The sequence below is a fragment of the Caballeronia sp. LjRoot31 genome (genome assembly GCF_964253885.1).
Taxonomy (GTDB): Bacteria; Pseudomonadota; Gammaproteobacteria; order Burkholderiales; family Burkholderiaceae; genus Caballeronia.
This window is the reverse complement of the sequence record NZ_CAXURX020000001.1, coordinates 3,980,781-4,001,158: the sequence shown is the minus strand read 5'-3', so window position 1 is coordinate 4,001,158 and position 20,378 is coordinate 3,980,781. Positions and strand designations below refer to the sequence as shown.

Here is a 20,378-nt window from a genome sequence, read left to right as displayed (position 1 = left end):
CCGACTCTTGCAGACCACTAACACTGAAAGCAGCAACCCGGCATTGACTCCGACCGCTAACGCCAAAAGCACCACCTTGGCACTGACCCCGACCGCTGACCCCAGAACCTAGCAACCCAGCACTGGCCCCAACCCACTAACACCAAAATCACCACCCATAAGACCCGCCCCCAGACCGCGCGCCAGCAAACCTCCCTTCGCCAGCAAACCTCCCTCCTTACCCCTGCGCCCCGATCAAATTCATTACCTTGATGTTCCGCGTATCCGGCACCTCCGCATACGACAGGACCTTCAATTGCGGCAAGCTCCTCCTCAAAAAACGAGCAAGCATGGCGCGCAACGCATGCTGCACCAGAAGCACCGGCGGTAATCCCATGTTCTGCTGACGCAGAATCGCATTTTGCGTCGAATTCAACAGCGTCTGCGCCAAGCCCGGCTCCAGCCCCGGATTCGCCCCCGTCGCCAGCGCCTGCGACAACACGCGCTCCAACGCCGGGTCCAGTCCCATCACCTGCAACTCGCCACTCCCCGGATACCATTGCTGCGTGATCGCACGCCCCAACGCAAGTCGTACCGCCGCCGTCAGGTCGTATGCATCGGATATCTTCGGTGCATGTTCCTGTAATGCATCCAGGATCGTGCGCATGTCGCGGATAGGAACACCTTCTTCCAGCAAATTCTGCAGTACCTTCTGCAAAGTGGTCAGCGCCATCGTCTTCGGCACCAGATCGTCCGTCAACGAAGGCGTGTCCTTGCCAATGCGCTCAAGTAACGCCTGCACTTCCTGACGACCCAGCAATTCCGCCGCGTGCGTAACCACCAGATGGTTGAGGTGAGTGGCCACGACCGTGCTGGCATCGACTACGGTATAGCCGTACACCTGCGCCTGTTCACGCAGGCTCGTATCGATCCACACCGCCGGCAAACCAAACGCCGGATCGTGTGTCGGATTCCCCGGCAGCGTTGCCGAAACCTGCCCCGGATTGATCGCAAGCCATTGGCCCGGGAATGCTTCCCCTACGCCCACTTCCACGCCCTTCAACGCAATCCGATAACCATTCGGACGCAACTCCAGGTTGTCGCGAATATGGATCACCGGCGGCAGAAAACCGATTTCCTGAGCGAACTTCTTGCGGATACCCTTGATCCGCTTCAACAACTCACCATCCGCGTTCCGGTCGACCAGCGGTATCAGCCGATACCCCACCTCAAGCCCGAGCGGATCGATCATCGCAACGTCGTCCCAGCTCGCTTCGGTATTTTCGATCGGTGCGGCGGCGGTGGGCACGACGTCGGTGACCAGCGACGCTTTTTTCTTCGCCTGGATGCGCTGGTTCATCGAACGTGCCGCGTATATCAGACCGCCGCCCAGCAGCAAGAACGCGAAATGCGGCATGCCCGGAATCAGCCCCATGATGCCGATGATCACGCCGGTAATCATCAACACGCGCGGGTTGTTGAAGAGCTGCCCCGTCAACTGCGTGCCGATATCCTCTTCAGTCGCCACCCGCGACACGATCACACCCGCTGCCGTCGAAATGATCAGCGAAGGAATCTGCGCGACGAGGCCATCGCCGATAGTCAGCAGCGTGTAGTTCGTGGCCGCGTGCGCGAAGTCCATGTCGTGCTGGAGCATCCCGACAATCAAGCCGCCCACGATGTTGATGATCATGATCATCAAGCCCGCGATCGCGTCGCCGCGCACGAACTTGCTTGCACCGTCCATGGAGCCGTAGAACTCGGCTTCCTGCGCGACCTGCAAGCGGCGCTTGCGCGCCTGGTCTTCGTTGATGAGACCGGCGTTCAAGTCGGCATCGATAGCCATCTGCTTGCCCGGCATGGCATCGAGGGTGAAGCGCGCGCCCACTTCAGCAATCCGGCCCGCGCCCTTGGTAATCACCATGAAGTTGATGATCATCAGGATCACGAACACCACAATACCGACCGCGAAATTCCCGCCCACCAGGAAGTGGCCGAATGATTCGATCACCTGGCCGGCGGCATCGGGACCGGTATGGCCTTCGAGCAGGACGATCCGCGTGGACGCCACGTTCAGCGACAAACGCAGCAGCGTGGAGAACAGCAGCACGCTGGGGAACGCGGCGAAGTCGAGCGGCTTCTGCGTGTACATGCTGACCAGCAAGACCATCACCGACAGCGCGATGTTGAACGTGAACAGCAAGTCGAGCAAAAAGGCCGGCAACGGCAAGATCATCATGCCGAGGATCATGCAGATCAGCACCGGCCCGGCGAGGGCCCGCAAGTTCTGCGATCCCAATGCGTCGGGGCGCTTCGAGAAAAATCCGGCGCGCGCGTTCATGCTGTGCTTCCTTTCATCGGGTCATTTGGGCCATTGGTGCCATTAGTGCCGCTGCTGGCTTGTTCAGCCGCGAACGCCTCGGCGGCTTCCTGGTCGGCTTCTGATTCGGGGACGCCGCCTTTATCGAGTTCGGGAGGAACCTCGAGGTTCTCGGGTTCGTCCGGCCTCGTGCCGCCTTCTTTCTTGAACTTGCGCAACTGGTACACCCACGCCAGCACTTGCGCCACGGCGCCGTACAGCGCGCCAGGAATCTCACGATCGATCTCGACGTTGTGATACAGCGCCCGGGCAAGCGGCGGCGCTTCGAGCAGCGGTATGTTGTGTTCGAGCGCCATTTCGCGGATGCGCGTGGCCACGAGATTCACGCCCTTCGCGACGACCTTCGGCGCGCGCATTTCGCCATCGGCATATTTCAGCGCGACGGCGAAGTGGGTTGGGTTCGTGACGATCACGTCGGCGGTGGGCACCGCAGTCATCATCCGGCGGCGGGCAGCGGCGCGTTGCTGCGCACGAATGCGGGCCTTGACCGCCGGGTCGCCATCGCTTTCACGATGCTCACGCTTCACTTCCTCCTTGCTCATGCGCAGCTTCTTCGCGTGCGTCCAGAGCTGGTAGGGGACATCGATTGCGGCGACGAGGAACAGTCCGGCGATCGCCATGCCGCAGCACACCACGAGCAGATGCATGGTGTCGGCGAGCGCGAGGTTCAGCGGTTTCGTGACGAGGCCCAGCACCTCCTCCTTGCGGCTCCACATCGCCCAGCCGGCGAGTCCACCGACCACCAGGGTCTTCAGGATCGACATGCCGAGCGCAATCGGTCCTTGCACCGAGAAGATCTTGCCAAGCCCGCTGATAGGGTTCAGGCGGCCGAAATTAGGCGCGATGGGCTTGAGACTGAGCAGCCAGCCACCGAGCGCCATGGGTGCGGCGACGGCGGCCAGGGCCGTCAGCGCGAGCACGGGCAGCAGGGCCATGAACCCTTCCTTGCTTGCCGCAGAGGCGCCAATCAGCATCTGGTTGGTATCGAGAACGGTGTTGTGATTGAACGTGAACGCGCCGCGCAAGAGGGCCTGCATATGCTGGCTGATGGGACCGGACATTCCCCAGACGCCGAAGAATCCCGCCGCCAGCAGGGCGAACGACGTGAGTTCCCGCGAGCGCGCGACCTGACCTTCCTCCCGCGCCTTTTCAAGGCGCTTGGGAGTGGCTGATTCGGTCTTTTCGACGTCGCTCTCTTCTGCCACTTCGCTGTGCTCCAGTCCTGCAGGGCTTCAACGAAACCCCGACGCATTGATCCACTGCAGCGATTATTGCGAAAAGCAGCAAGCGGCCATTGCTTGATCAGGGTGGAGAAACCGGGGTAATTCGGGCGATGGAATCGGCGCAAAACGCGCGCGGCCGAACAAAATGAAAAATGCGCCGGTCCCGGGGCGGGAAGCGGCGCACAGTGCAGTGTTTTGAATCGGTCGGGCAGAACCGCTTTTACACCCCGTAGATCCCGGGGACGCGGCCATCGGGACCATAGAACGATGACTTGGGCGGCGCCATGGTCAACGCGGCAAGCGCATTGCGGTTGTATTCCATGCGCGAGCGGATCAGCACGCCGATGGTGTTATTGCCTTGCCGCGCGCGTCCCGCCGCTGCGAGCAATTCCTGCCAGTGCGAGGCCAGCGCTTCGTCGCCGGTAACGGCTTGTTCCATGCCGGCAAAACCCTTCGGCAATCCGAGCGCGTCAAGTTGCTCGTCGCGCTGGCGTTCCAGTGCGGCAAGCTGCTCGGTCAACGCGGTTTTTTGTTCGATGATCGAAGGCAGCGTATCGAGCGGCGCGGCCGCAATGAGCGCTTTTTCTTCGTGGGCAAGGAGCGACTCGAACGCCTGGACGGCAGCAGTTTCGTCGATAACAGTGGCAAGCAGGGCGTCTTTCATGGGCGACTCGCTAAAAACTCCGGCCCGCATTCATAGCGGTGCCAAGGTCAAAAAAAGCCGCCCGGCGCTGCATCGTGGAAACGATGCGTCTATCTGAAACCTATCGTCCATGTACCGCGGGCTCGCTCTGGGCGTCGCCTGCAACACGTAGCCGTTATGCTCAGCCGCCGGCCGGCGGGGTGTTCGTTTGGATCAGTTCACGTGCGCTGCTGAGCATGCCGTCGGCGACCTTGCCCGAATCGACCTTGTAGCTGCCGTCGTTCAGCGCGGCCTTGATCGACGCGACTTTCGCCGTATCGATGTCGGACGTGCCCGACGTGCGCAAATCCGTCGATAACGCCGACAAGCTCACTGTCGAATTCGAGCCGCCGGTGCTGCTGGCCGTGCCGCCGGTCGTGCTGGCGGCTTGCGCGTCGGCTTGCGCCGCACGTTGTTGTGCAGCTTCCTGCAAAGCTGCGATCTGGCTGGTGTTGCTGGTATCGATTTTCACGATGGTCTTCCCTGACGATGTGATCCCTTTATCGGCGGACCTACGTAAAAACTTTAACCCTCCCGCCGCCCAGACCACGCGCCAGTCAGCCCTATCTTCCGCTCAGCCTTACCGGATAAGCCCGATAAGGAATTGCAACAATTTGAAACAGGTGAGGGGTAACCCACATAGGGCGCCTCCGGACCATTTTTCAAAGCTGGATCTCCACGGTCGAGCCGTCTTTCACAATGCCGGAAATGATCTGTCCCCCGGCCGTTTTGACGCGGACCTGCTGACCCGGCGCGGCGTTATTCATGACGCTGCCTTCCGCTGATATCGAAAAGCCCGTTCCGGCGGTCACCACGCGCACGCTCTGTCCGATCACCACGGCGCCGGCGCCGCGCAGCATGTCGGTGCGCAGCGGCAGGCCCGCCGCGAGCCGCGACAACGTCACCGCGCCGACGGCTTGTGACGGGTCCGTGACAATGGCTTGCGGCATGGAGGTGAGATCCCCGTCGCGGGGAATCAGGTCAGCAGCGGTGAGCACTTCGCCGGGCGCAACCGCGCGGGCGGCAAGGTAATACGTGGCCATTACCGAGACGCGTGCTTGCAGGTAGAGCGTCCACGGCCGGTCGCCGGAGCAACGCACGCCGACGGTGGTGCGGCCCCAGAGACGCGAACCTGCCGGCAGGAACGGCTCGAGCGTCGAACAGGCCGCGAGGCCGCGCGGGAAGACGGGCGTAACGGTGATGTCGGCCTTGCCGGGTAACCCCGCCGCCTGCTGGGTCAGGAAGATGAGCGCAGCGGCGCGCACCGAGTCGCCGTCCTGCGTCTGCTGGTTGGGCCCGCCGGCCATCGCGGGCGCGGGCTGGAGCGGGGCGCGGATGGGCGCGGCGGTGCGCATCGAAACGGGCATCATGCCGGCGACCGGCGTGGCAGGCGCAGCCGCGATCGGCCTCACCTGGAAGCCTCGCGAGGTGCCCTGGGCCGATGCGCTGCCGTCCGTCGCGACAACCACGGGCATTACGTCGCGCGAGGATGTGGTGACGCGGGGAAGGGTATCGGCGGCGTTGTTTCCAGCGTTACTGATACTGGCAGGCGCTTTCGGCTCGCCATTACCGGGGATCTCGATCATTACGCCGGCATCGGGGGCATTGATCGATGCCGCTGCGCTCCGGCTCGGCGTCATCGCCAGCCTGGGCGCCGTAGCCGTGGGCTTCGCCGCCTTCGCTTCGCCCGGCCCGGGAATCACGATGAAACCGCTGGTATCGGCGGAAGAGGAAGACGCATCGGCGGCGTCGGCGTGGGCATCGAGTGCCTGCGCGGCGGCACGCATGGCGGCATCGGCTGCATGGGCCGCCGCGGCGTAACCCGCCGGACGCGAGGTGCGCGCCGGCTGAGCGGGGCTCGTGGGCGGGCTTGCACTTGCGTCCACTGTCATGCCGGCGTCTTTCGCCATCGTCACGACGGCCGCCGGATTGGTTTCGGCGGGACCGGCAATCATGATCGTGCCGCCGTTATCCTGCGCGCGCGCCGTTGTCACGCCTGCCGTCATGAGAGCCAATGCAAGCACGCAGAGCGCAACTGGAGCGCTCGGCACAACACGGCGAGCCAGGTGAGCGCGGGCTTTCACCAGGCCGTTCGCGGCCAGGCGATGAACCGCCGGCTTGCGAGCAGGCGCAGTGAAGCTGTGCATTGTGTTTCTCCCAAACAAATCCAGCAAATCCGGCCAACCAAAAACGGGCAACCCCTCATCCAAAGTCGGTGAATTCCTCAAAAGATCAACTCACGAGACGAATTCTAGATTTCGGCGGCTAAAGGCAAGCGTCGAATAGAGGCCGGCTTTCCCTGTTATTCGTCTGATTGCATCTTGCGTCTCCCTCCTAATATTCGTCTCATGCAAAAGTCTTCGATAGCCAATGGCCGATGACCGATGACAACCCGGCGCTTGCCCGATTGCCCGGCGCCATTGGCCGCGAACCGCGCGAAGACACGCGAAGCACCGCAGACAAGATCCGAAGCTGAAGGAGGACCGCCATGCTGGACAAGCTCGACCAGGAATTTGCGTTTGGCCGTGAAGCGCTGGATGTGCGCGCGTACCGGCAGGAACTGTTGTCGTCGAATATTGCTAACGCCGATACCCCGGGCTACAAGGCACGCGACGTCGATTTCTCCAGCGCCCTCGCAGGCGCGCTGAAAAAGACCGGCGCGGCCGCGAACACCACGGCTTCCGGCACCGCGCCGCTGCAGATGGCGCAACCGGTGAGCGTGTCGACCGGCGCGGCGCTCGCGACGACATCGGCGGGACATATGTCCGGCAACACCACGCTTACCGCCAGCGGTGGCAGCACCGACGACTACGGCCGGCTCGCATACCGGATTCCGAGCCAGCCGGCGCTTGACGGCAATACCGTCGACATGGATTCGGAGCGGGTCCAGTTCGCGGACAACGCGCTGCATTTCGAATCCGGCATGACGGTGGTGTCGTCGCAGATCAAGACGATGCTTTCCGCGATCACGTCGAACTGAACTGAACACTGAACGCGCACAGCGCGCAGCAGCCAAGCTAACGAGGAGAAGCAATGCCCTCTTTGATGAACATCTTCAGCGTTGCCGGTTCGGCGATGTCCGCGCAGGCACAGCGCCTGAACGTGACCGCCTCGAACCTGGCGAACGCGGACAGCACGACGGGCCCGGACGGCCAGCCGTACAAGGCGAAGCAGGTGGTATTCGCCGTCGATCCGCTCGGCGGCGCGCGCACGGCGTCCGGCCAGCAAGTGGGCGGCGTGCAGGTGACGGGCGTGATCGACGACCCGACGCCGATGAAAACCAGCTACGACCCGACCAATCCTGCAGCCAACCCGGACGGCTACGTGACCTTGCCGAACGTCGATCCCGTGCAGGAAATGGTCAACATGATTTCTGCGTCTCGTTCGTATCAGGCGAATGTGGAAACGCTCAATACCGCCAAGCAGCTGATGCTTAAGACCCTGACGATCGGAACCTGAGGACAACCCCGTGACAACCAATACTTCGATCGGCAACAACGGCACGCCGATGTCGCAGACGCTGCTGAACACCATGAACGGCACGTCGAGTTCATCGAGTTCATCGTCGGCCAGCTCGAGCTCCAGCGCGACCGGCGCGCAGTCGCCGGCGGACCTGCAGAACACCTTCCTGACGCTGCTCGTCACGCAGCTCCAGAACCAGGACCCGACGAACCCGACCGACAGCTCGCAGATGACCTCGCAGCTCGCGCAGATCAGCACGGTGTCGGGCATCGGCCAGTTGAACACGTCGCTGAGCTCGCTTGCGACGCAATTGTCGGCGGGACAGTCGGCACAGGCTGCATCGCTGATCGGTGCGACCGTGCTTGCGCCGGGCAACACCATGACCGTGAGCGGCGGCAAGGCCAGCGCCTTCGGCGCGCAGACGGCCAACGCGCTCAGCGACATGACGGTGAGCATCACGAACAGCGCCGGCCAGGTGGTGCAGACCATCGACCTCGGGGCGCAGGCGGCAGGCACGGTGCCGATCTCAGGCTGGACGCCAACCGACAAGACCGGCGCGACGCTGCCCGACGGCACGTACACCATCACGGCGGCGGGCACGATCAACGGCGCCGCGGCCACGGCGACCGCGCTGTCCTCCTCGCAGGTGCAAAGCGTGGTGCAACAGGCCGACGGCACCACGGGCGTCCTGTTGACGAGCGGCAAGACGGTCGCGTTGACCAGCATTGCATCGATTCTCTAAGCCTTTATTCATTAGCGCATTCTTCTAGAAGCGGAGACCGTCATGGGTTACCAACAAGGTTTATCGGGTTTGTCGGGCGCGTCGAACGATCTCGACGTGATCGGCAATAACATTGCCAACGCGAATACCGTCGGCTTCAAGCAAGGCCAGGCGCAATTCGCCGATATGTACGCGAACTCCGTGGCCACCTCGGTGAACAACCAGATCGGCATCGGCACGCAGATGTCGCAAGTGCAGCAGCAGTTCGGCCAGGGCACGATCACCACGACCAGCCAGGCGCTGGACGTCGCGATCAACGGCAATGGCTTCTTCCAGATGTCGAGTAACGGCGCGAACGTGTACTCGCGCAACGGCGTGTTCAACCTCGCGTCCAACGGCACGATCGTCAACGCCGCCGGCCAGACGCTGATGGGCTATGCCGCCAATGCGCAGGGCGTGATCAACAGCTCGGGCACCGTGCCGCTGGTCGTGCCGAATTCGAACCTGCCGCCGTCGGCCACCCAGAACGTGAGTTTTCAGTTCAACCTGAATTCGCAGCAGGCCCTCCCGACCCAGACGCCGTTCGATCCCACCAACGCGAATACCTATAGCGCCACCAGCCAGATCAACGTCAACGACACGCTCGGCGGCACGCATCCGGTCAACGTGTTCTTCGTCAAGCAGGCGACGGGTTCATGGGAAGCGTATGCGACCACCGGCGCAGACAACACCCCCGTCACGGGCACGTCGACCGGCGTGGCCGGCGATCTGGGCCAGGTCTCGTTCGACCAGTCGGGCAACCTGATCCCGACGCCGCCAGCCACCAGCATTACGCCGTTCTCCTTTGCGATTCCCGATGGCGCGTCCAACACCGGCGGCGTGCAGACCATGTCGATGTCATTCGCCGGCACGACCCAGTACGGCGCCACAACCGGCCTCGTGAGCAGTAGCCAGGACGGCTATTCGTCGAGCGAACTGGCGGGCTTTTCGGTCGGCCCGGACGGCACGCTGACGGGCACATACACGAACGGCAAGACGCAGGCGCTCGGTCAGATCGCACTGGCAACGTTCGCCAACCAGAACGGCTTGCAGGACCTTGGCGGCAATAACTTCCAGCAGACCGCGGCTTCGGGCCTCGCGCAGGTGTCGGTGCCGGGTTCGACCAACCACGGCTCGCTGCAAGGCGGCGCGGTGGAAAACTCGAACGTCGACTTGACCAGCTCGCTCGTGGACCTGATCACGGCGCAGCGCAATTACCAGGCGAACGCGCAGACGATCAAGACGCAGCAAACCGTCGACCAGACGCTCATCAACCTGTAAGAGCCGCCCACGCCGCGCACGAGAGAGTCATAAATGGACCGTCTGATCTATACCGCGATGAGCGGCGCCGCGCAGGCGCTCGAGCAGCAGAGCGTCACGGCGAACAACCTCGCGAATGCATCGACGACGGGATTTCGTGCGCAGCTTTCCGCGTTTCGACAGGTGCCGATGAACTTCGAGAACAGCGCGTCGGGCGACCCGACCACGCGCACTTTCGTGCTGTCGTCCACGCCGACCGCCGATTACACGCCCGGTCCGATCCAGCAGACCGGCAATCCTCTCGATGTCGCTGTCCAGGGTCCGGGCTGGCTGTCGGTGCAAACCGACGACGGCAGCGAGGCGTACACGCGCGCCGGCAATCTCCATGTCGATGCCAACGGCCAGTTGGTCACGGCGACCAACCTGCCGGTGATCGGCAACAGCGGTCCGATGTCGATTCCGCCGGGCGCGGAGGTCACCATCGGCAAGGACGGGACGGTGACTGCGCTGATGCCGGGAGATCCGCCGACATCGATCGCAATAGTCGACCAATTGAAGCTCGTCAATCCCGATTCGGCGACTCTGACGCGCGGCGACGACGGCCTGTTTCGCACCGCCGACAACCAGCCCGCCGACGCCGATCCGACGGTGACGGTGGCGCCCGCGTCGCTTGAGGGCAGCAACGTGAATGCGGTGGCCGCGATGGTCGACATGATCACCAACGCCCGCCAGTTCCAGATGCAGACCAAGTTGCTCGAATCGGCCAGCACGAACGACCAGGCGGCTGACAAGCTGCTCGACTTCAGTTAATCCGCAGTACCAGGATAAAAGACATGAACCGCTCTCTTTACATCGCCGCAACCGGCATGAACGCGCAGCAGTCGCAGATGGACGTGATTTCGAACAATCTCGCCAACGTCAGCACGAACGGCTTCAAGGGCTCGCGCGCGGTGTTCGAGGACTTGCTGTACCAGACCGTCCGCCAGCCGGGCGCGAATTCCACGCAACAGACCGAACTGGCGTCGGGCAGCCAGATCGGCACCGGTGTGCAGCAGGTCGCAACCGAACGTCTCTACACGCAGGGCAACCTGTCGCAGACCGGCAATTCGAAGGACGTCGCCATCAACGGCAACGGCTTTTTCCAGGTGACGATGCCCGACGGCACGACCGCCTACACCCGCGACGGCTCGTTCCAGACCAATGCGCAAGGCCAGCTCGTGACGTCGAGCGGGTATCAGGTGACCCCGGCCATCACGATCCCCACGACCGCGACTGGCATCACCATCGGCTCGGACGGCACGGTCACGGTGACGCAGCAGGGCAATGCGGCCAACACAACCGTCGGCCAGTTGCAGCTCGCGACCTTCGTCAACCCGGCCGGCCTCGACGCGCGCGGTGAAAATCTGTTCGCGGAAACGGCTTCGTCCGGTAATGCGAACGTCGTCACGCCGGGTTTGAACGGCGCGGGACAGTTGCAGCAGGGGTACGTGGAAGCGTCGAATGTGAACGTGGTCCAGGAACTGGTGAACATGATCCAGACCCAGCGCGCCTATGAAATCAACAGCAAGGCCGTGACCACGTCGGACCAGATGCTGCAGACGCTGAGCCAGATGCAGGTTTAAGTTGCACCAACCGCATCACCCGCAGCAGCGTAATTCCGAAGGATCACGAAGATGTCATCACAATTTTCACGGACTCTCAGCGTATCGATGGTCGCGCTGGTCGCCTTGGCGGCCTGCGCCCTCGTGCCCAAAGAGCCGATCACCCAGCAGCCGATGACCGCGCGCCCGCCGGCGCCGCCGCTCAATTCGGCATCGCCGGGCGCGATCTACAACGCGGGCTACGCGGGACGGCCGCTGTTCGAGGACCAGCGGCCGCGCAATACCGGCGACATCATCACCATCGTGATCGCGGAAAACGTCAACGCGACGAAGTCATCGGCAGCGAATGCGGCGCGTAACGCCAGCGAGGCGTTCGCCGTGCCGGTCACGCCGGGTATCTTCGGCGGGCTGTTCCACAACACCAATTTGAGCGCCAGCGGTTCCAACGGTTTCAACGGCGCGGGCGGCGCAAGCGCGGCCAATACCTTCAACGGCACGCTGACGGTTACCGTCACGGGTGTTCTGCCCAACGGCAACCTGGAAGTGAGCGGCGAGAAGCAGATGCTCATCAACCAGGGCAACGAATTCGTGCGCTTTTCGGGTGTCGTCAATCCGACGACCATCTCCGGCACCAATACGGTCTTTTCCACCCAGGTGGCGGACGCGAAGATCGAATATTCGGCGAAGGGTTATATCGATGAATCGCAGCAGATGGGCTGGCTGCAGCGCTTCTTTCTCAACGTGGCGCCCTTTTGATCATGAAACTCATTCCTCGCTTCGCTTTCATTGCGCTGGCGTTTGTTGCCGCGCTCGTTGCCGCACTTCCGCAGGCAGCTCAAGCGGAGCGCCTCAAGGACCTGGTTTCGTTCCAGGGCGTGCGTGACAATCCGCTGATTGGCTATGGCCTCGTGGTCGGGCTCGACGGCACCGGCGACCAGACCACCCAGACGCCGTTTACCACGCAAAGCTTGGTAAACATGCTCGGCAACCTCGGCATTACGCTGAATTCGTCGACCACCCAGAACATGCAGTTGAAGAACGTCGCCGCCGTGATGGTGACCGCTGTGCTGCCGCCGTTCTCGCGGCCGGGCGAAGCGATTGACGTGACGGTGTCGTCGCTCGGCAATGCCAAGAGCCTGCGCGGCGGGACGCTGCTGATGGCGCCGCTCAAAGGCGCCGACGGCCAGGTCTACGCCATGGCGCAGGGCAATCTCGCGGTCGGCGGCGCGGGCGCCAGCGCCAACGGCAGCCGGGTCCAGGTCAACCAGCTTGCGGTGGGCCGCATTCCGGGCGGCGCGTTGGTCGAACGGGCCGTGCCCGCGGCCGTGACGCAAGCCGGCGGCGTCATGACGATGGAACTGAACACGCTCGACTTCGACACCACGCAGAAGATCGTGGCGGCAGTGAACAACGATTTCGGCATGGGCACGGCGATCGCGCTCGACGGCCGCACGATCCAGTTGCGCGCGCCGAGCGACCCGTCGCAAGTGGTGTCGTTCATGGCGCAGCTGGAGAATATCGATGTCAGGCCGTCGCAGGCCGCGGCGAAGGTGATCGTCAATGCGCGCACGGGTTCTATCGTGATGAACCAGATGGTCACGCTGCAGAACTGCGCGGTCGCGCATGGCAACTTGTCCGTGGTGATCAACACGCAGACCGCCGTGAGCCAGCCGGGTGCGTTCTCCAACGGTCAGACCGTGGCGGCGCGGCAGTCAAGTATCCAGTTGAAGCAGGACACGGGCGCGCTCAAGTCGGTAGCGGCAAGCGCGACGCTCGCGGACGTGGTCAAGGCGTTGAATGCCCTCGGGGCGACGCCGGCGGATTTGATCTCGATTTTGCAATCGATGAAAGCGGCGGGTGCGTTGCGCGCCGATCTTGAAATTATTTAAAGGCGACAGGTCATGAACGCGAACGGGACCGGTACGACAAGCAACGCGCTCGCAGCAATGAATACAACCGACACCGGGAACGGCCTGGGTTCGTTGTCGAACCGGTTTGCGCTCGACGTGCAGGGCTTCGACGCCATGCGCGCCCAGGCCAACGCCGCGCCGCAACAGGGGTTGAAGGCGGCGGCCAAGCAGTTTGACGCCGTTTTCACGCAGATGATGCTCAAGAGCATGCGGGACGCCACGCCGTCGGACGGTCCCTTCGATTCGCACGACAGCGCGACTTTCACGTCGATGCTCGACCAGCAGCTTGCGCAAAACATGGGGGCGAAGGGCATTGGCGTAGCCGACATGATGCTCAAGCAACTGATGCGCAACGCCGGGGCCAGCGCGGGAACGCAGGCGGACGGCGCGGGCGCGAGCGGCGACACCAGCGCGAACGCCGGCAACATGGCCGCGATGAACGCGATGGCGAAGGCGTATGCGAACGCGGCGGGTTCGTCGACGGCTTCGTCGAAAGCATCGCTTGCCGGTAACGGTTACAGCGCCGACAGCGCGCTGACGCCGCCCGCGCGCGGTGTGGGCTCGGACAAGGTCGCCGCGTTCGTCGACCGTCTCGCCGCGCCGGCGCAGGCCGCCAGCTCGGCGACCGGGATTCCGGCGCGGTTTATCATCGGTCAGGCGGCGCTCGAGTCCGGCTGGGGCAAGCGCCAGATCAAGAACACCGACGGCAGCTCGAGCCATAACGTGTTCGGCATCAAGGCGACCAGCGACTGGAGCGGCAAGACCACGAGCGCGGTGACCACGGAATACGTGAACGGCAAGCCGCAGAAAGTGGTGGAAAAATTCCGCTCCTACGACTCGTACGAGGACGCACTCACCGACTACGCCAGCGTGCTCAAGAGCAATCCGCGCTACGCGCCAGTCGTGGAAGCGTCGCGCGATGCCGCCGGTTTCGCGCACGGAATGCAGAAAGCGGGCTACGCAACCGACCCGCAATACGCTAAAAAGTTGATTTCGATCATGCGGCACATTGCTTGATGGGTGCGGACTGAGTGCGAACTGGCGCACCTTTTGCAGCATCTAATATAAGTGGACGAAACGTATTACGAGTAAGGTGTGAAAAGCGACGGGGCCAATGTCGCAATAAAAGACGATGCAGGCTGACGGCGAGGAACGGGTGCATGGTGCGCCCGGACGGCAGTCGGCCGGGACGCATCGAAATGGAGAGAGAACGTGCTGGTTCGTTTCGATTTGCGCGCTTTGCGAACGTTTTCGGCCGCCGGATACGGGATTAGGAAAGTTTTTTTACAGCCAACCCTAAATATTCGATCCCGGTTGCCGCTAAATGAAACATCGAAGTGCCGGACCCACCGGGTCCGGTTGGACGCTCGAACTGTCTCGGGGATCGTGACGTGAGCGAGCAAACGAACACGGCAAGCACCATGAACATGAATCCGCCAAACGGTTCCGACATCGCAGACGACGAGTCCGACCTTCCCGATTTCGGCCGGCGCAACCCGCTGGAAATCGGCGTCTCCCTGCGCAACCTCGTTAATCGAGCCGATTTTCTGACCGTCGGTCACGGCACGGGCCAGATCGTCACCCGCCTGCTCGACGTGAATCCGGCGGCGCGCACCTTTGTCTTCGATTGGGGTGGCATTCCCGAGCAGAACCAGGCCATGCTGCGCACGGAAAACCTGATGTTCCACGCGAGTCCCGACGGAATCCGTGTTGAATTCGCCACCGGCACGCCGCGTGAAATCGCCTTCGAAGGGCGCCCGGCGTTTGAAGCGGATTTTCCGCCGGTGTTGTTCTACATGCAGCGGCGCGAGTATTTCCGCGTGGAAGCGCCCGTGCTCGATCCGTACATCTGCAGCGGCGAACTGCCGAGTGGCGAGCGTTTTCGCTTTGAGGTGAACGACCTCTCGCTGGGCGGCGTTGCGCTGCGGACCATGGACGAGCGGGTTGCATCGATGGAAGTCGGCTTGATCCTGCATTCCGTGGAACTGCACTTCAGCAACCCGGGTAAAGTGGTCCTCGACCTGCAGCTGATGTCGAACCGGCAGACCGTGAATACACGGGGCGATCTGCGTTATACGCTCGGCTTCAAGTTCATGAGCTTGCCGGGGTCAGCCGAAAACACGCTGCAGCGCCTGATTACCCAACTCGAGATGAAACGCCGGTCGCTCGCGCGGTAACTTTGATACGGCGGCGAGCCCCGTGCTCGCTGCGCCCGCGCTTCAACGCTTCTTCAGTACTCCGTCCATCCGGCGAACTGACGCCCAATCTCCTCGCTGCTTCACCAATTGCCCCGATCCACGCCGTTGAATAATCCGTCATGGCGCAGTGCGCGCACGGATTTCATCGGGGCTTGAGCCGGACGGCGCCCACTTTGCGATGAAATTCACCCGCGCTCCGATTCACCGCGCCGGGATTCAACTTTTTCTGCAATCGGCCGATATACACCAGTTGTCGTCAAACAGCGGCGGCCCGGGCTTCGTGCCTTTACCAGGATTCCTTGCATGTCCCTATTCGATATCGGCGTCAGTGGTCTTAATGCAGCCCAATGGGGTCTGACGACCACCGGACAGAACATCAGCAACGCCGCAACTCCCGGTTACACCCTGGAGAAGCCGGTGTACCAGGAAGCGTCGGGGCAATACACGACCTCGGGTTATCTCGGCTCCGGCGTCAATACGGCGACCGTCGCGCGTTCATATAGCTCGTTCCTGACCACGCAGCTCAATAACGCGCAGTCCAACAGCAGTTCGCTGAACACCTACTACTCGATGTTGTCGCAGTTGAACAACCTCGTGGGCGATCCGACCACGGGTATTGGCGCCGGCATGACGAGCTATTTCACCGGCTTGCAGTCGGTGGCGAACAGCTCCGCCACGACGTCGACGCGCCAGTCGCTGATGAGCGCCGGGCAATCGCTCGTCAACCAGATGAACGCCGCCGCCGCGAACTACAACCAGCTCCGCTCCGGCGTTAACCAGTCGCTCACCAGCGCGGTCACGCAGATCAACAGCTACACCAACCAGATCGCCACGCTGAACGGCCAGATTGCGTCCGCGAGCGCACAGGGGCAGCCGCCGAACCAGTTGCTCGACGCACGGGATCAGGCGGTATCGAACCTGAGCCAGTTGACGAACGTGCAGGTCACCACCGTCAACGGCGCGTACAACGTGTCGATCGGCACGGGTCAGCCGCTGGTCTCGGGTACCACGGCGTATCAACTGCAGGCGGTGACGTCGGCGTCGGACCCGAGCGAGTTGTCGATCGCGTATGCATCGCCGGACGGCTCGCCGCAGACGCCCGCGCAAACGCAATATCTGCCGGACTCTACCTTCGGCGGCGGTACGGTAGGCGGATTGCTCGCGTTCCGCAGTCAGTCGCTCGATCCCGCGCAAGCCCAGCTTGGTTCGCTCGCGACCAGTTTCGCCGCTCAACTGAACCAGCAAAACGCGCTGGGCGTGGACCTGAACGGCAATCCCGGCACCGCGCTGTTCTCGACCGGCAGCCCGGTCATTTATGCGAATGCGCGCAATACGGGCAGTGCTCAGTTAAGCGTATCGATTGCGAATCCGACCCAGCCGCCGAGCAGCAACTACACGCTCTCCTACAACGGCACGAACTACACGCTCACCGACAGCGCAAGCGGCGCGTCGCTTGGCACCATCACGCCCGATCCGACGACCGGCGCGGTCAGCGGCACGATTGCGGGCCTGAATATCTCGGTGGCCAGCGGCACCATGAAGGCCGGCGATTCGTTCAACATCCAGCCGACGAGCGGCGCGCTCGCCGCCTTCTCGCTGGTGACCACGAACCCGACCGCAATTGCGGCGGCGTCCCCGGCGGTGGCATCGGCGGGAGCGAGCAACGCTGGCACCGCGAACATCTCGGCGGCGACGGTGACCGCGGGTTATTCGATCCCGAGCGCCATGACGTTGACGTACAACGCGACCACCCAGCAGATGACGTCAAACCTGCAGGTCACGTTGCCGGACGGCACGACCGTCGGGGCGGGCGTGCCGTTCGCCTACGACCCTGCCCAGGGCCTCACCATATCCAACGGCACGAATGTCAGCGCGACGATCACCGGCACGCCGGCAAACGGCGATACCTTCACCATCGGCGCGAACAAGGGCGGCAGCAGCGACGGCAGCAATGCACTCGCGATGGCGAATCTGGGGTCGGCGAAGTCGCTGAACGGCGGCACGGATTCGTTGACGAGCGCGTATGCGAACTACGTCAACCAGATCGGCAACCAGACCAACAATCTGGAGAGTTCGAGTACGTCGGCGACCGCCGTGCTCACGCAGGCGACGTCGGCGCAGCAGTCGGTGTCAGGCGTGAACCTGAATGAAGAGGCCGCCAACCTGATTCAGTACCAGCAGTTGTACCAGGCCAACAGCAAGGTCATCCAGACCGCCTCCACGCTGTTCACGACGCTGCTCGGCATTTTCAACTGAGGCTTTCACGATGCGCATCTCCAGCTCCCAGTACTTCACGATGAACGTCGAGACGATGAGCAATCAGCAGGCATCGCTCGCCAACATGTACGCGCAGATCTCATCGGGCAAGGCCTTGCAGACCGCTGCAGACAATCCGCTCGGCGCCGCGCAGGCCGTGGCGCTGACCGCGCAGGCGTCCAACCTCGCGCAATACACGACCAACCAGTCGTCCGCGCTGACCTCGCTGCAGCAGGAAGACGCCACGCTCACCAGCGTGACGACCGTGATGCAGAGCATCCAGTCGCTGGTGGTGAACGCCGGCAATGGCACGCTCAACGACACCGACCGGACCTCGCTTGCGACCCAGCTCCAGGGTTATCGCAGTACGCTGATGACGCTTGCCAACACCACCGACAGCAACGGCAACTACATCTTTGCCGGCTTCCAGGGCGGCTCGCAGCCATTCGTCGACAACGCATCGGGCGTTGGCGCGACCTACGCGGGCGGCCCCGGGCAGCGGCAGGTGCAGATTTCCGATACCCGCACGATCAACGTAGCCGATCCGGGTTCAGCAATATTCCAAAGCGTTTCGTCGAACGAAAGCACGCCGGTTTCGGCGGGATCGGCCGCCAATACGGGTTCGGGCACGATCGGTCCGGTCAGCGTGACCGACAGCAGCGACCCGGCCAACTCGTCGACCTACGCCATCACCTTCGGGACCACGACCACCGGCACGCCGCCCACGACAGTCAGTTCGTATTCGGTTACGGCTCAAGATCCGGCGACAGGCATAACCACAACCGTGACTCCCCCGACGCCCTATACGGCCGGCGACAACATCACGCTGGGTTCGCAGACCGTCGCTATTTCCGGCACACCGGCATCGGGCGATACGTTCACCGTGGCGCCGGCGAACACCGGCAATATCAGCGATACGGACATTTTCACGACGCTAGATTCGTTGGTGAATGCACTGAAACAGCCGGCAGATACGGCGGCCGGGCAGGCGACGCTGCAAAACGCGCTGACCACCGCGGGCTCGAAAATCAGCAACACGTACAACAACGTGCTGACGACGCAGACGGCCGTGGGTGGCCGCGAACAGGAAGTCTCGGCAACGCAGCTCTCGACGCAGACGACCTCGACCCAGACCGCCAGCAACCTGTCGGACCTGGTGAGCGTCAATCTGGTCAGTGCGATCAGCCAGTACGAACTGACGCAGAACTCGCTGCAGGCCGCACAACAGGCGTTTGCGCAGATCCAGAAGATGTCGTTGTTCAACTATTTGAGCAGTTAAGCGCCGGGGGGCGAGCGGGGAAGGAATTGATGTGGGTTGTAGGATGTGTTTTGGGCCGCCGGTTTGAAGGGCGGCCCTTTTTATTGGGTCATGGGGAGCATGTAGATGCCCGTTGAACGCCGTGTGGGAACCGATGCGGTGAATAGCCGCCTTATTCTCCGCATTTTATGCGGAGAATAAATCGCCCTTTGCGGTGATTACGCCTCATAATCACCGCATGAAACGCGGAGAATGGACTTTTGTCTGGGAGGATCCTGACTGGCCGGTCTGGCGCTACGATCTGTCGATGATCGCCGCGCCACTGGCCGCGGTCAGTCGCGCCCAGGGGTTGCTGCACGGCAGGCTAGCCGATGTCGGTTTGACCCTGCGCAATCAGGCGAGTCTGGCCGCGCTCACGGAGGAGGTGCTCAAGACCAGCGAGATCGAAGGGGAAAGGCTGAATGCGGATTCGGTCCGATCGTCTATCGCGCGCCGGCTTGGGGTGGATATCGGCGCGCTTGCACCGGTCGACCGGCACGTGGAGGGCGTGGTTGAAATGGTCCTCGACGCCACCACCCGCTGCGATGCCCCGCTGACCCGCGAGCGCTTGTTTGCGTGGCACGCGGCGTTGTTCCCGACAGGCTTCAGCGGTATGTCACGGATCCAGATCGGCGCATGGCGTAACGACGAAAACGGCGCCATGCAGGTGGTCTCCGGTCCTATCGGCCGTCAGCGGGTTCATTTCGAGGCACCGCCGGCCGATCGCCTCAACGCCGAGACAACGCGTTTTCTCGACTGGCTTAATCAGGACTCGGCCGTGGCGCCGGTGATCAAGGCCGGGCTGGCGCACCTATGGTTCGTCACGCTGCATCCTTTCGACGACGGCAACGGCCGTATCGCCCGGGCAATAGGCGACTTGCTGCTCGCTCGCGCCGACGGCAGTCCGCAGCGCTTCTATAGCCTGTCGGCGCAAATCCAGTCGGAGCGCGGCGCTTATTACGACATCCTTGAGCAGACGCAGCGCGGATCGCTCGATGTCACCGCGTGGCTCGCGTGGTTCCTGGACGCGCTGCATCGCGCGGTGGACAACGCTCAGCACACGGTGGACGCGGTGCTGGTCAAGACGCGTTTCTGGCAGCGCTGGGCTGCCGCGCCGTTCAACGAGCGGCAGATCAAGCTGCTGAACCGGCTGCTGGATGGTTTCGATGGCAAGCTGACCAGCAGCAAGTGGGCGGCGATCGCGAAGTGTTCGCCGGATACCGCGTTACGGGACATCGGCGAACTGGTGGCGTTGGGGGTGCTGCGCAGATCGGTGTCGGGCGGGCGCAGCACGGCGTACGAACTGGTTGATTGAAGTCCTGCGCGTTCCCGTTGTCCCGTGCGTGATCGTAGGCCGGGTCCAAATCCAT

Annotated in this window: 18 protein-coding genes; 13 read left to right on the top strand and 5 right to left on the bottom strand. The window is 62.9% G+C overall.

What is annotated here, in order from left to right; translation table 11 throughout:
• Positions 1-217: 217 nt before the first annotated feature.
• From flhA to flgA, 5 genes are all read right to left on the bottom strand, one after another.
• The gene (gene flhA / locus ACSQ8V_RS17915; protein ID WP_436206499.1) at positions 218-2,320 is read right to left on the bottom strand and encodes a flagellar biosynthesis protein FlhA; all 2,103 of its coding nucleotides are present in this window, start codon (positions 2,318-2,320) and stop codon (positions 218-220) included.
• Positions 2,317-3,564, bottom strand: a complete 1,248-nt coding sequence (gene flhB, locus ACSQ8V_RS17910; RefSeq protein ID WP_436206498.1) for a flagellar biosynthesis protein FlhB — start codon at positions 3,562-3,564, stop codon at positions 2,317-2,319. The genes flhA and flhB overlap by 4 nt, the downstream gene beginning before the upstream one ends.
• Positions 3,565-3,802: 238 nt before the next feature.
• The gene (locus tag ACSQ8V_RS17905; protein WP_436182988.1) at positions 3,803-4,246 is read right to left on the bottom strand and encodes a flagella synthesis protein FlgN; all 444 of its coding nucleotides are present in this window, start codon (positions 4,244-4,246) and stop codon (positions 3,803-3,805) included.
• A 160-nt stretch (positions 4,247-4,406) separates the two neighbouring features.
• Complete coding sequence (gene flgM / locus ACSQ8V_RS17900; protein WP_436206497.1) at positions 4,407-4,736, bottom strand: flagellar biosynthesis anti-sigma factor FlgM; 330 nt, start codon at positions 4,734-4,736, stop codon at positions 4,407-4,409.
• Positions 4,737-4,926: 190 nt separating this feature from the next.
• Positions 4,927-6,411 carry a flagellar basal body P-ring formation chaperone FlgA gene (gene flgA, locus ACSQ8V_RS17895; protein WP_436206496.1) on the bottom strand — a complete coding sequence of 495 codons (1,485 nt, stop codon included), beginning with the start codon at positions 6,409-6,411 and terminating at the stop codon, positions 4,927-4,929.
• A 341-nt stretch (positions 6,412-6,752) separates the two neighbouring features.
• Here flgA and flgB point away from each other — a divergent pair, with 341 nt between their 5' ends.
• The 13 genes from flgB (at position 6,753) to ACSQ8V_RS17830 (ending at position 20,323) form a co-directional block, all read left to right on the top strand.
• A complete protein-coding gene (gene flgB / locus ACSQ8V_RS17890) occupies positions 6,753-7,244 on the top strand; it encodes a flagellar basal body rod protein FlgB (protein ID WP_213767892.1) in 492 nt (163 codons plus the stop codon).
• 53 nt (positions 7,245-7,297) lie between these two features.
• Positions 7,298-7,723, top strand: coding sequence for a flagellar basal body rod protein FlgC (gene flgC / locus ACSQ8V_RS17885; RefSeq protein ID WP_213767893.1), 426 nt, complete (start codon positions 7,298-7,300; stop codon positions 7,721-7,723).
• A 10-nt stretch (positions 7,724-7,733) separates the two neighbouring features.
• Positions 7,734-8,468 (top strand): flagellar hook assembly protein FlgD, encoded by a 735-nt coding sequence (locus ACSQ8V_RS17880; RefSeq protein ID WP_213767894.1) that lies wholly within the window; start codon positions 7,734-7,736, stop codon positions 8,466-8,468.
• Between the two features lie 42 nt (positions 8,469-8,510).
• Positions 8,511-9,767, top strand: coding sequence for a flagellar hook protein FlgE (gene flgE, locus ACSQ8V_RS17875; protein ID WP_213767895.1), 1,257 nt, complete (start codon positions 8,511-8,513; stop codon positions 9,765-9,767).
• A gap of 33 nt (positions 9,768-9,800) precedes the next feature.
• On the top strand, positions 9,801-10,556 hold the full coding sequence (flgF, locus tag ACSQ8V_RS17870; RefSeq protein ID WP_213767896.1) for a flagellar basal-body rod protein FlgF: 756 nt from the start codon (positions 9,801-9,803) through the stop codon (positions 10,554-10,556).
• Between the two features lie 23 nt (positions 10,557-10,579).
• On the top strand, positions 10,580-11,368 hold the full coding sequence (flgG, locus tag ACSQ8V_RS17865) for a flagellar basal-body rod protein FlgG (RefSeq protein ID WP_213767897.1): 789 nt from the start codon (positions 10,580-10,582) through the stop codon (positions 11,366-11,368).
• A gap of 51 nt (positions 11,369-11,419) precedes the next feature.
• Positions 11,420-12,103 (top strand): flagellar basal body L-ring protein FlgH, encoded by a 684-nt coding sequence (locus tag ACSQ8V_RS17860; RefSeq protein ID WP_213767898.1) that lies wholly within the window; start codon positions 11,420-11,422, stop codon positions 12,101-12,103.
• 2 nt (positions 12,104-12,105) lie between these two features.
• Positions 12,106-13,236 carry a flagellar basal body P-ring protein FlgI gene (locus ACSQ8V_RS17855; protein ID WP_436182985.1) on the top strand — a complete coding sequence of 377 codons (1,131 nt, stop codon included), beginning with the start codon at positions 12,106-12,108 and terminating at the stop codon, positions 13,234-13,236.
• Between the two features lie 57 nt (positions 13,237-13,293).
• Complete coding sequence (gene flgJ / locus ACSQ8V_RS17850; protein WP_436206683.1) at positions 13,294-14,274, top strand: flagellar assembly peptidoglycan hydrolase FlgJ; 981 nt, start codon at positions 13,294-13,296, stop codon at positions 14,272-14,274.
• 410 nt (positions 14,275-14,684) lie between these two features.
• Positions 14,685-15,434 (top strand): flagellar brake protein, encoded by a 750-nt coding sequence (locus ACSQ8V_RS17845; protein ID WP_436183220.1) that lies wholly within the window; start codon positions 14,685-14,687, stop codon positions 15,432-15,434.
• Positions 15,435-15,758: 324 nt separating this feature from the next.
• Positions 15,759-17,711, top strand: coding sequence for a flagellar hook-associated protein FlgK (flgK, locus tag ACSQ8V_RS17840; protein ID WP_436206495.1), 1,953 nt, complete (start codon positions 15,759-15,761; stop codon positions 17,709-17,711).
• A gap of 10 nt (positions 17,712-17,721) precedes the next feature.
• The gene (flgL, locus tag ACSQ8V_RS17835; protein WP_213767901.1) at positions 17,722-18,990 is read left to right on the top strand and encodes a flagellar hook-associated protein FlgL; all 1,269 of its coding nucleotides are present in this window, start codon (positions 17,722-17,724) and stop codon (positions 18,988-18,990) included.
• 217 nt (positions 18,991-19,207) lie between these two features.
• Positions 19,208-20,323, top strand: coding sequence for a Fic family protein (locus tag ACSQ8V_RS17830; protein WP_436206494.1), 1,116 nt, complete (start codon positions 19,208-19,210; stop codon positions 20,321-20,323).
• Positions 20,324-20,378 lie beyond the last annotated feature (55 nt).

Bases quoted from the DNA above. Each gene is read 5' to 3' on its own strand.
- flgL (WP_213767901.1), top strand. From the start codon at position 17,722: ATGCGCATCTCCAGCTCCCAGTACTTCACGATGAACGTCGAGACGATG.
- flgF (WP_213767896.1), top strand. From the start codon at position 9,801: ATGGACCGTCTGATCTATACCGCGATGAGCGGCGCCGCGCAGGCGCTC.
- flgC (WP_213767893.1), top strand. From the start codon at position 7,298: ATGCCCTCTTTGATGAACATCTTCAGCGTTGCCGGTTCGGCGATGTCC.
- flgK (WP_436206495.1), top strand. From the start codon at position 15,759: ATGTCCCTATTCGATATCGGCGTCAGTGGTCTTAATGCAGCCCAATGG.
- flgJ (WP_436206683.1), top strand. From the start codon at position 13,294: ATGAATACAACCGACACCGGGAACGGCCTGGGTTCGTTGTCGAACCGG.
- ACSQ8V_RS17830 (WP_436206494.1), top strand. From the start codon at position 19,208: ATGAAACGCGGAGAATGGACTTTTGTCTGGGAGGATCCTGACTGGCCG.
- flgE (WP_213767895.1), top strand. From the start codon at position 8,511: ATGGGTTACCAACAAGGTTTATCGGGTTTGTCGGGCGCGTCGAACGAT.
- flhA (WP_436206499.1), bottom strand. From the start codon at position 2,320: ATGAACGCGCGCGCCGGATTTTTCTCGAAGCGCCCCGACGCATTGGGA.
- ACSQ8V_RS17855 (WP_436182985.1), top strand. From the start codon at position 12,106: ATGAAACTCATTCCTCGCTTCGCTTTCATTGCGCTGGCGTTTGTTGCC.
- flgA (WP_436206496.1), bottom strand. From the start codon at position 6,411: ATGCACAGCTTCACTGCGCCTGCTCGCAAGCCGGCGGTTCATCGCCTG.
- ACSQ8V_RS17905 (WP_436182988.1), bottom strand. From the start codon at position 4,246: ATGAAAGACGCCCTGCTTGCCACTGTTATCGACGAAACTGCTGCCGTC.
- ACSQ8V_RS17860 (WP_213767898.1), top strand. From the start codon at position 11,420: ATGTCATCACAATTTTCACGGACTCTCAGCGTATCGATGGTCGCGCTG.
- ACSQ8V_RS17845 (WP_436183220.1), top strand. From the start codon at position 14,685: ATGAATCCGCCAAACGGTTCCGACATCGCAGACGACGAGTCCGACCTT.
- flgG (WP_213767897.1), top strand. From the start codon at position 10,580: ATGAACCGCTCTCTTTACATCGCCGCAACCGGCATGAACGCGCAGCAG.
- flgB (WP_213767892.1), top strand. From the start codon at position 6,753: ATGCTGGACAAGCTCGACCAGGAATTTGCGTTTGGCCGTGAAGCGCTG.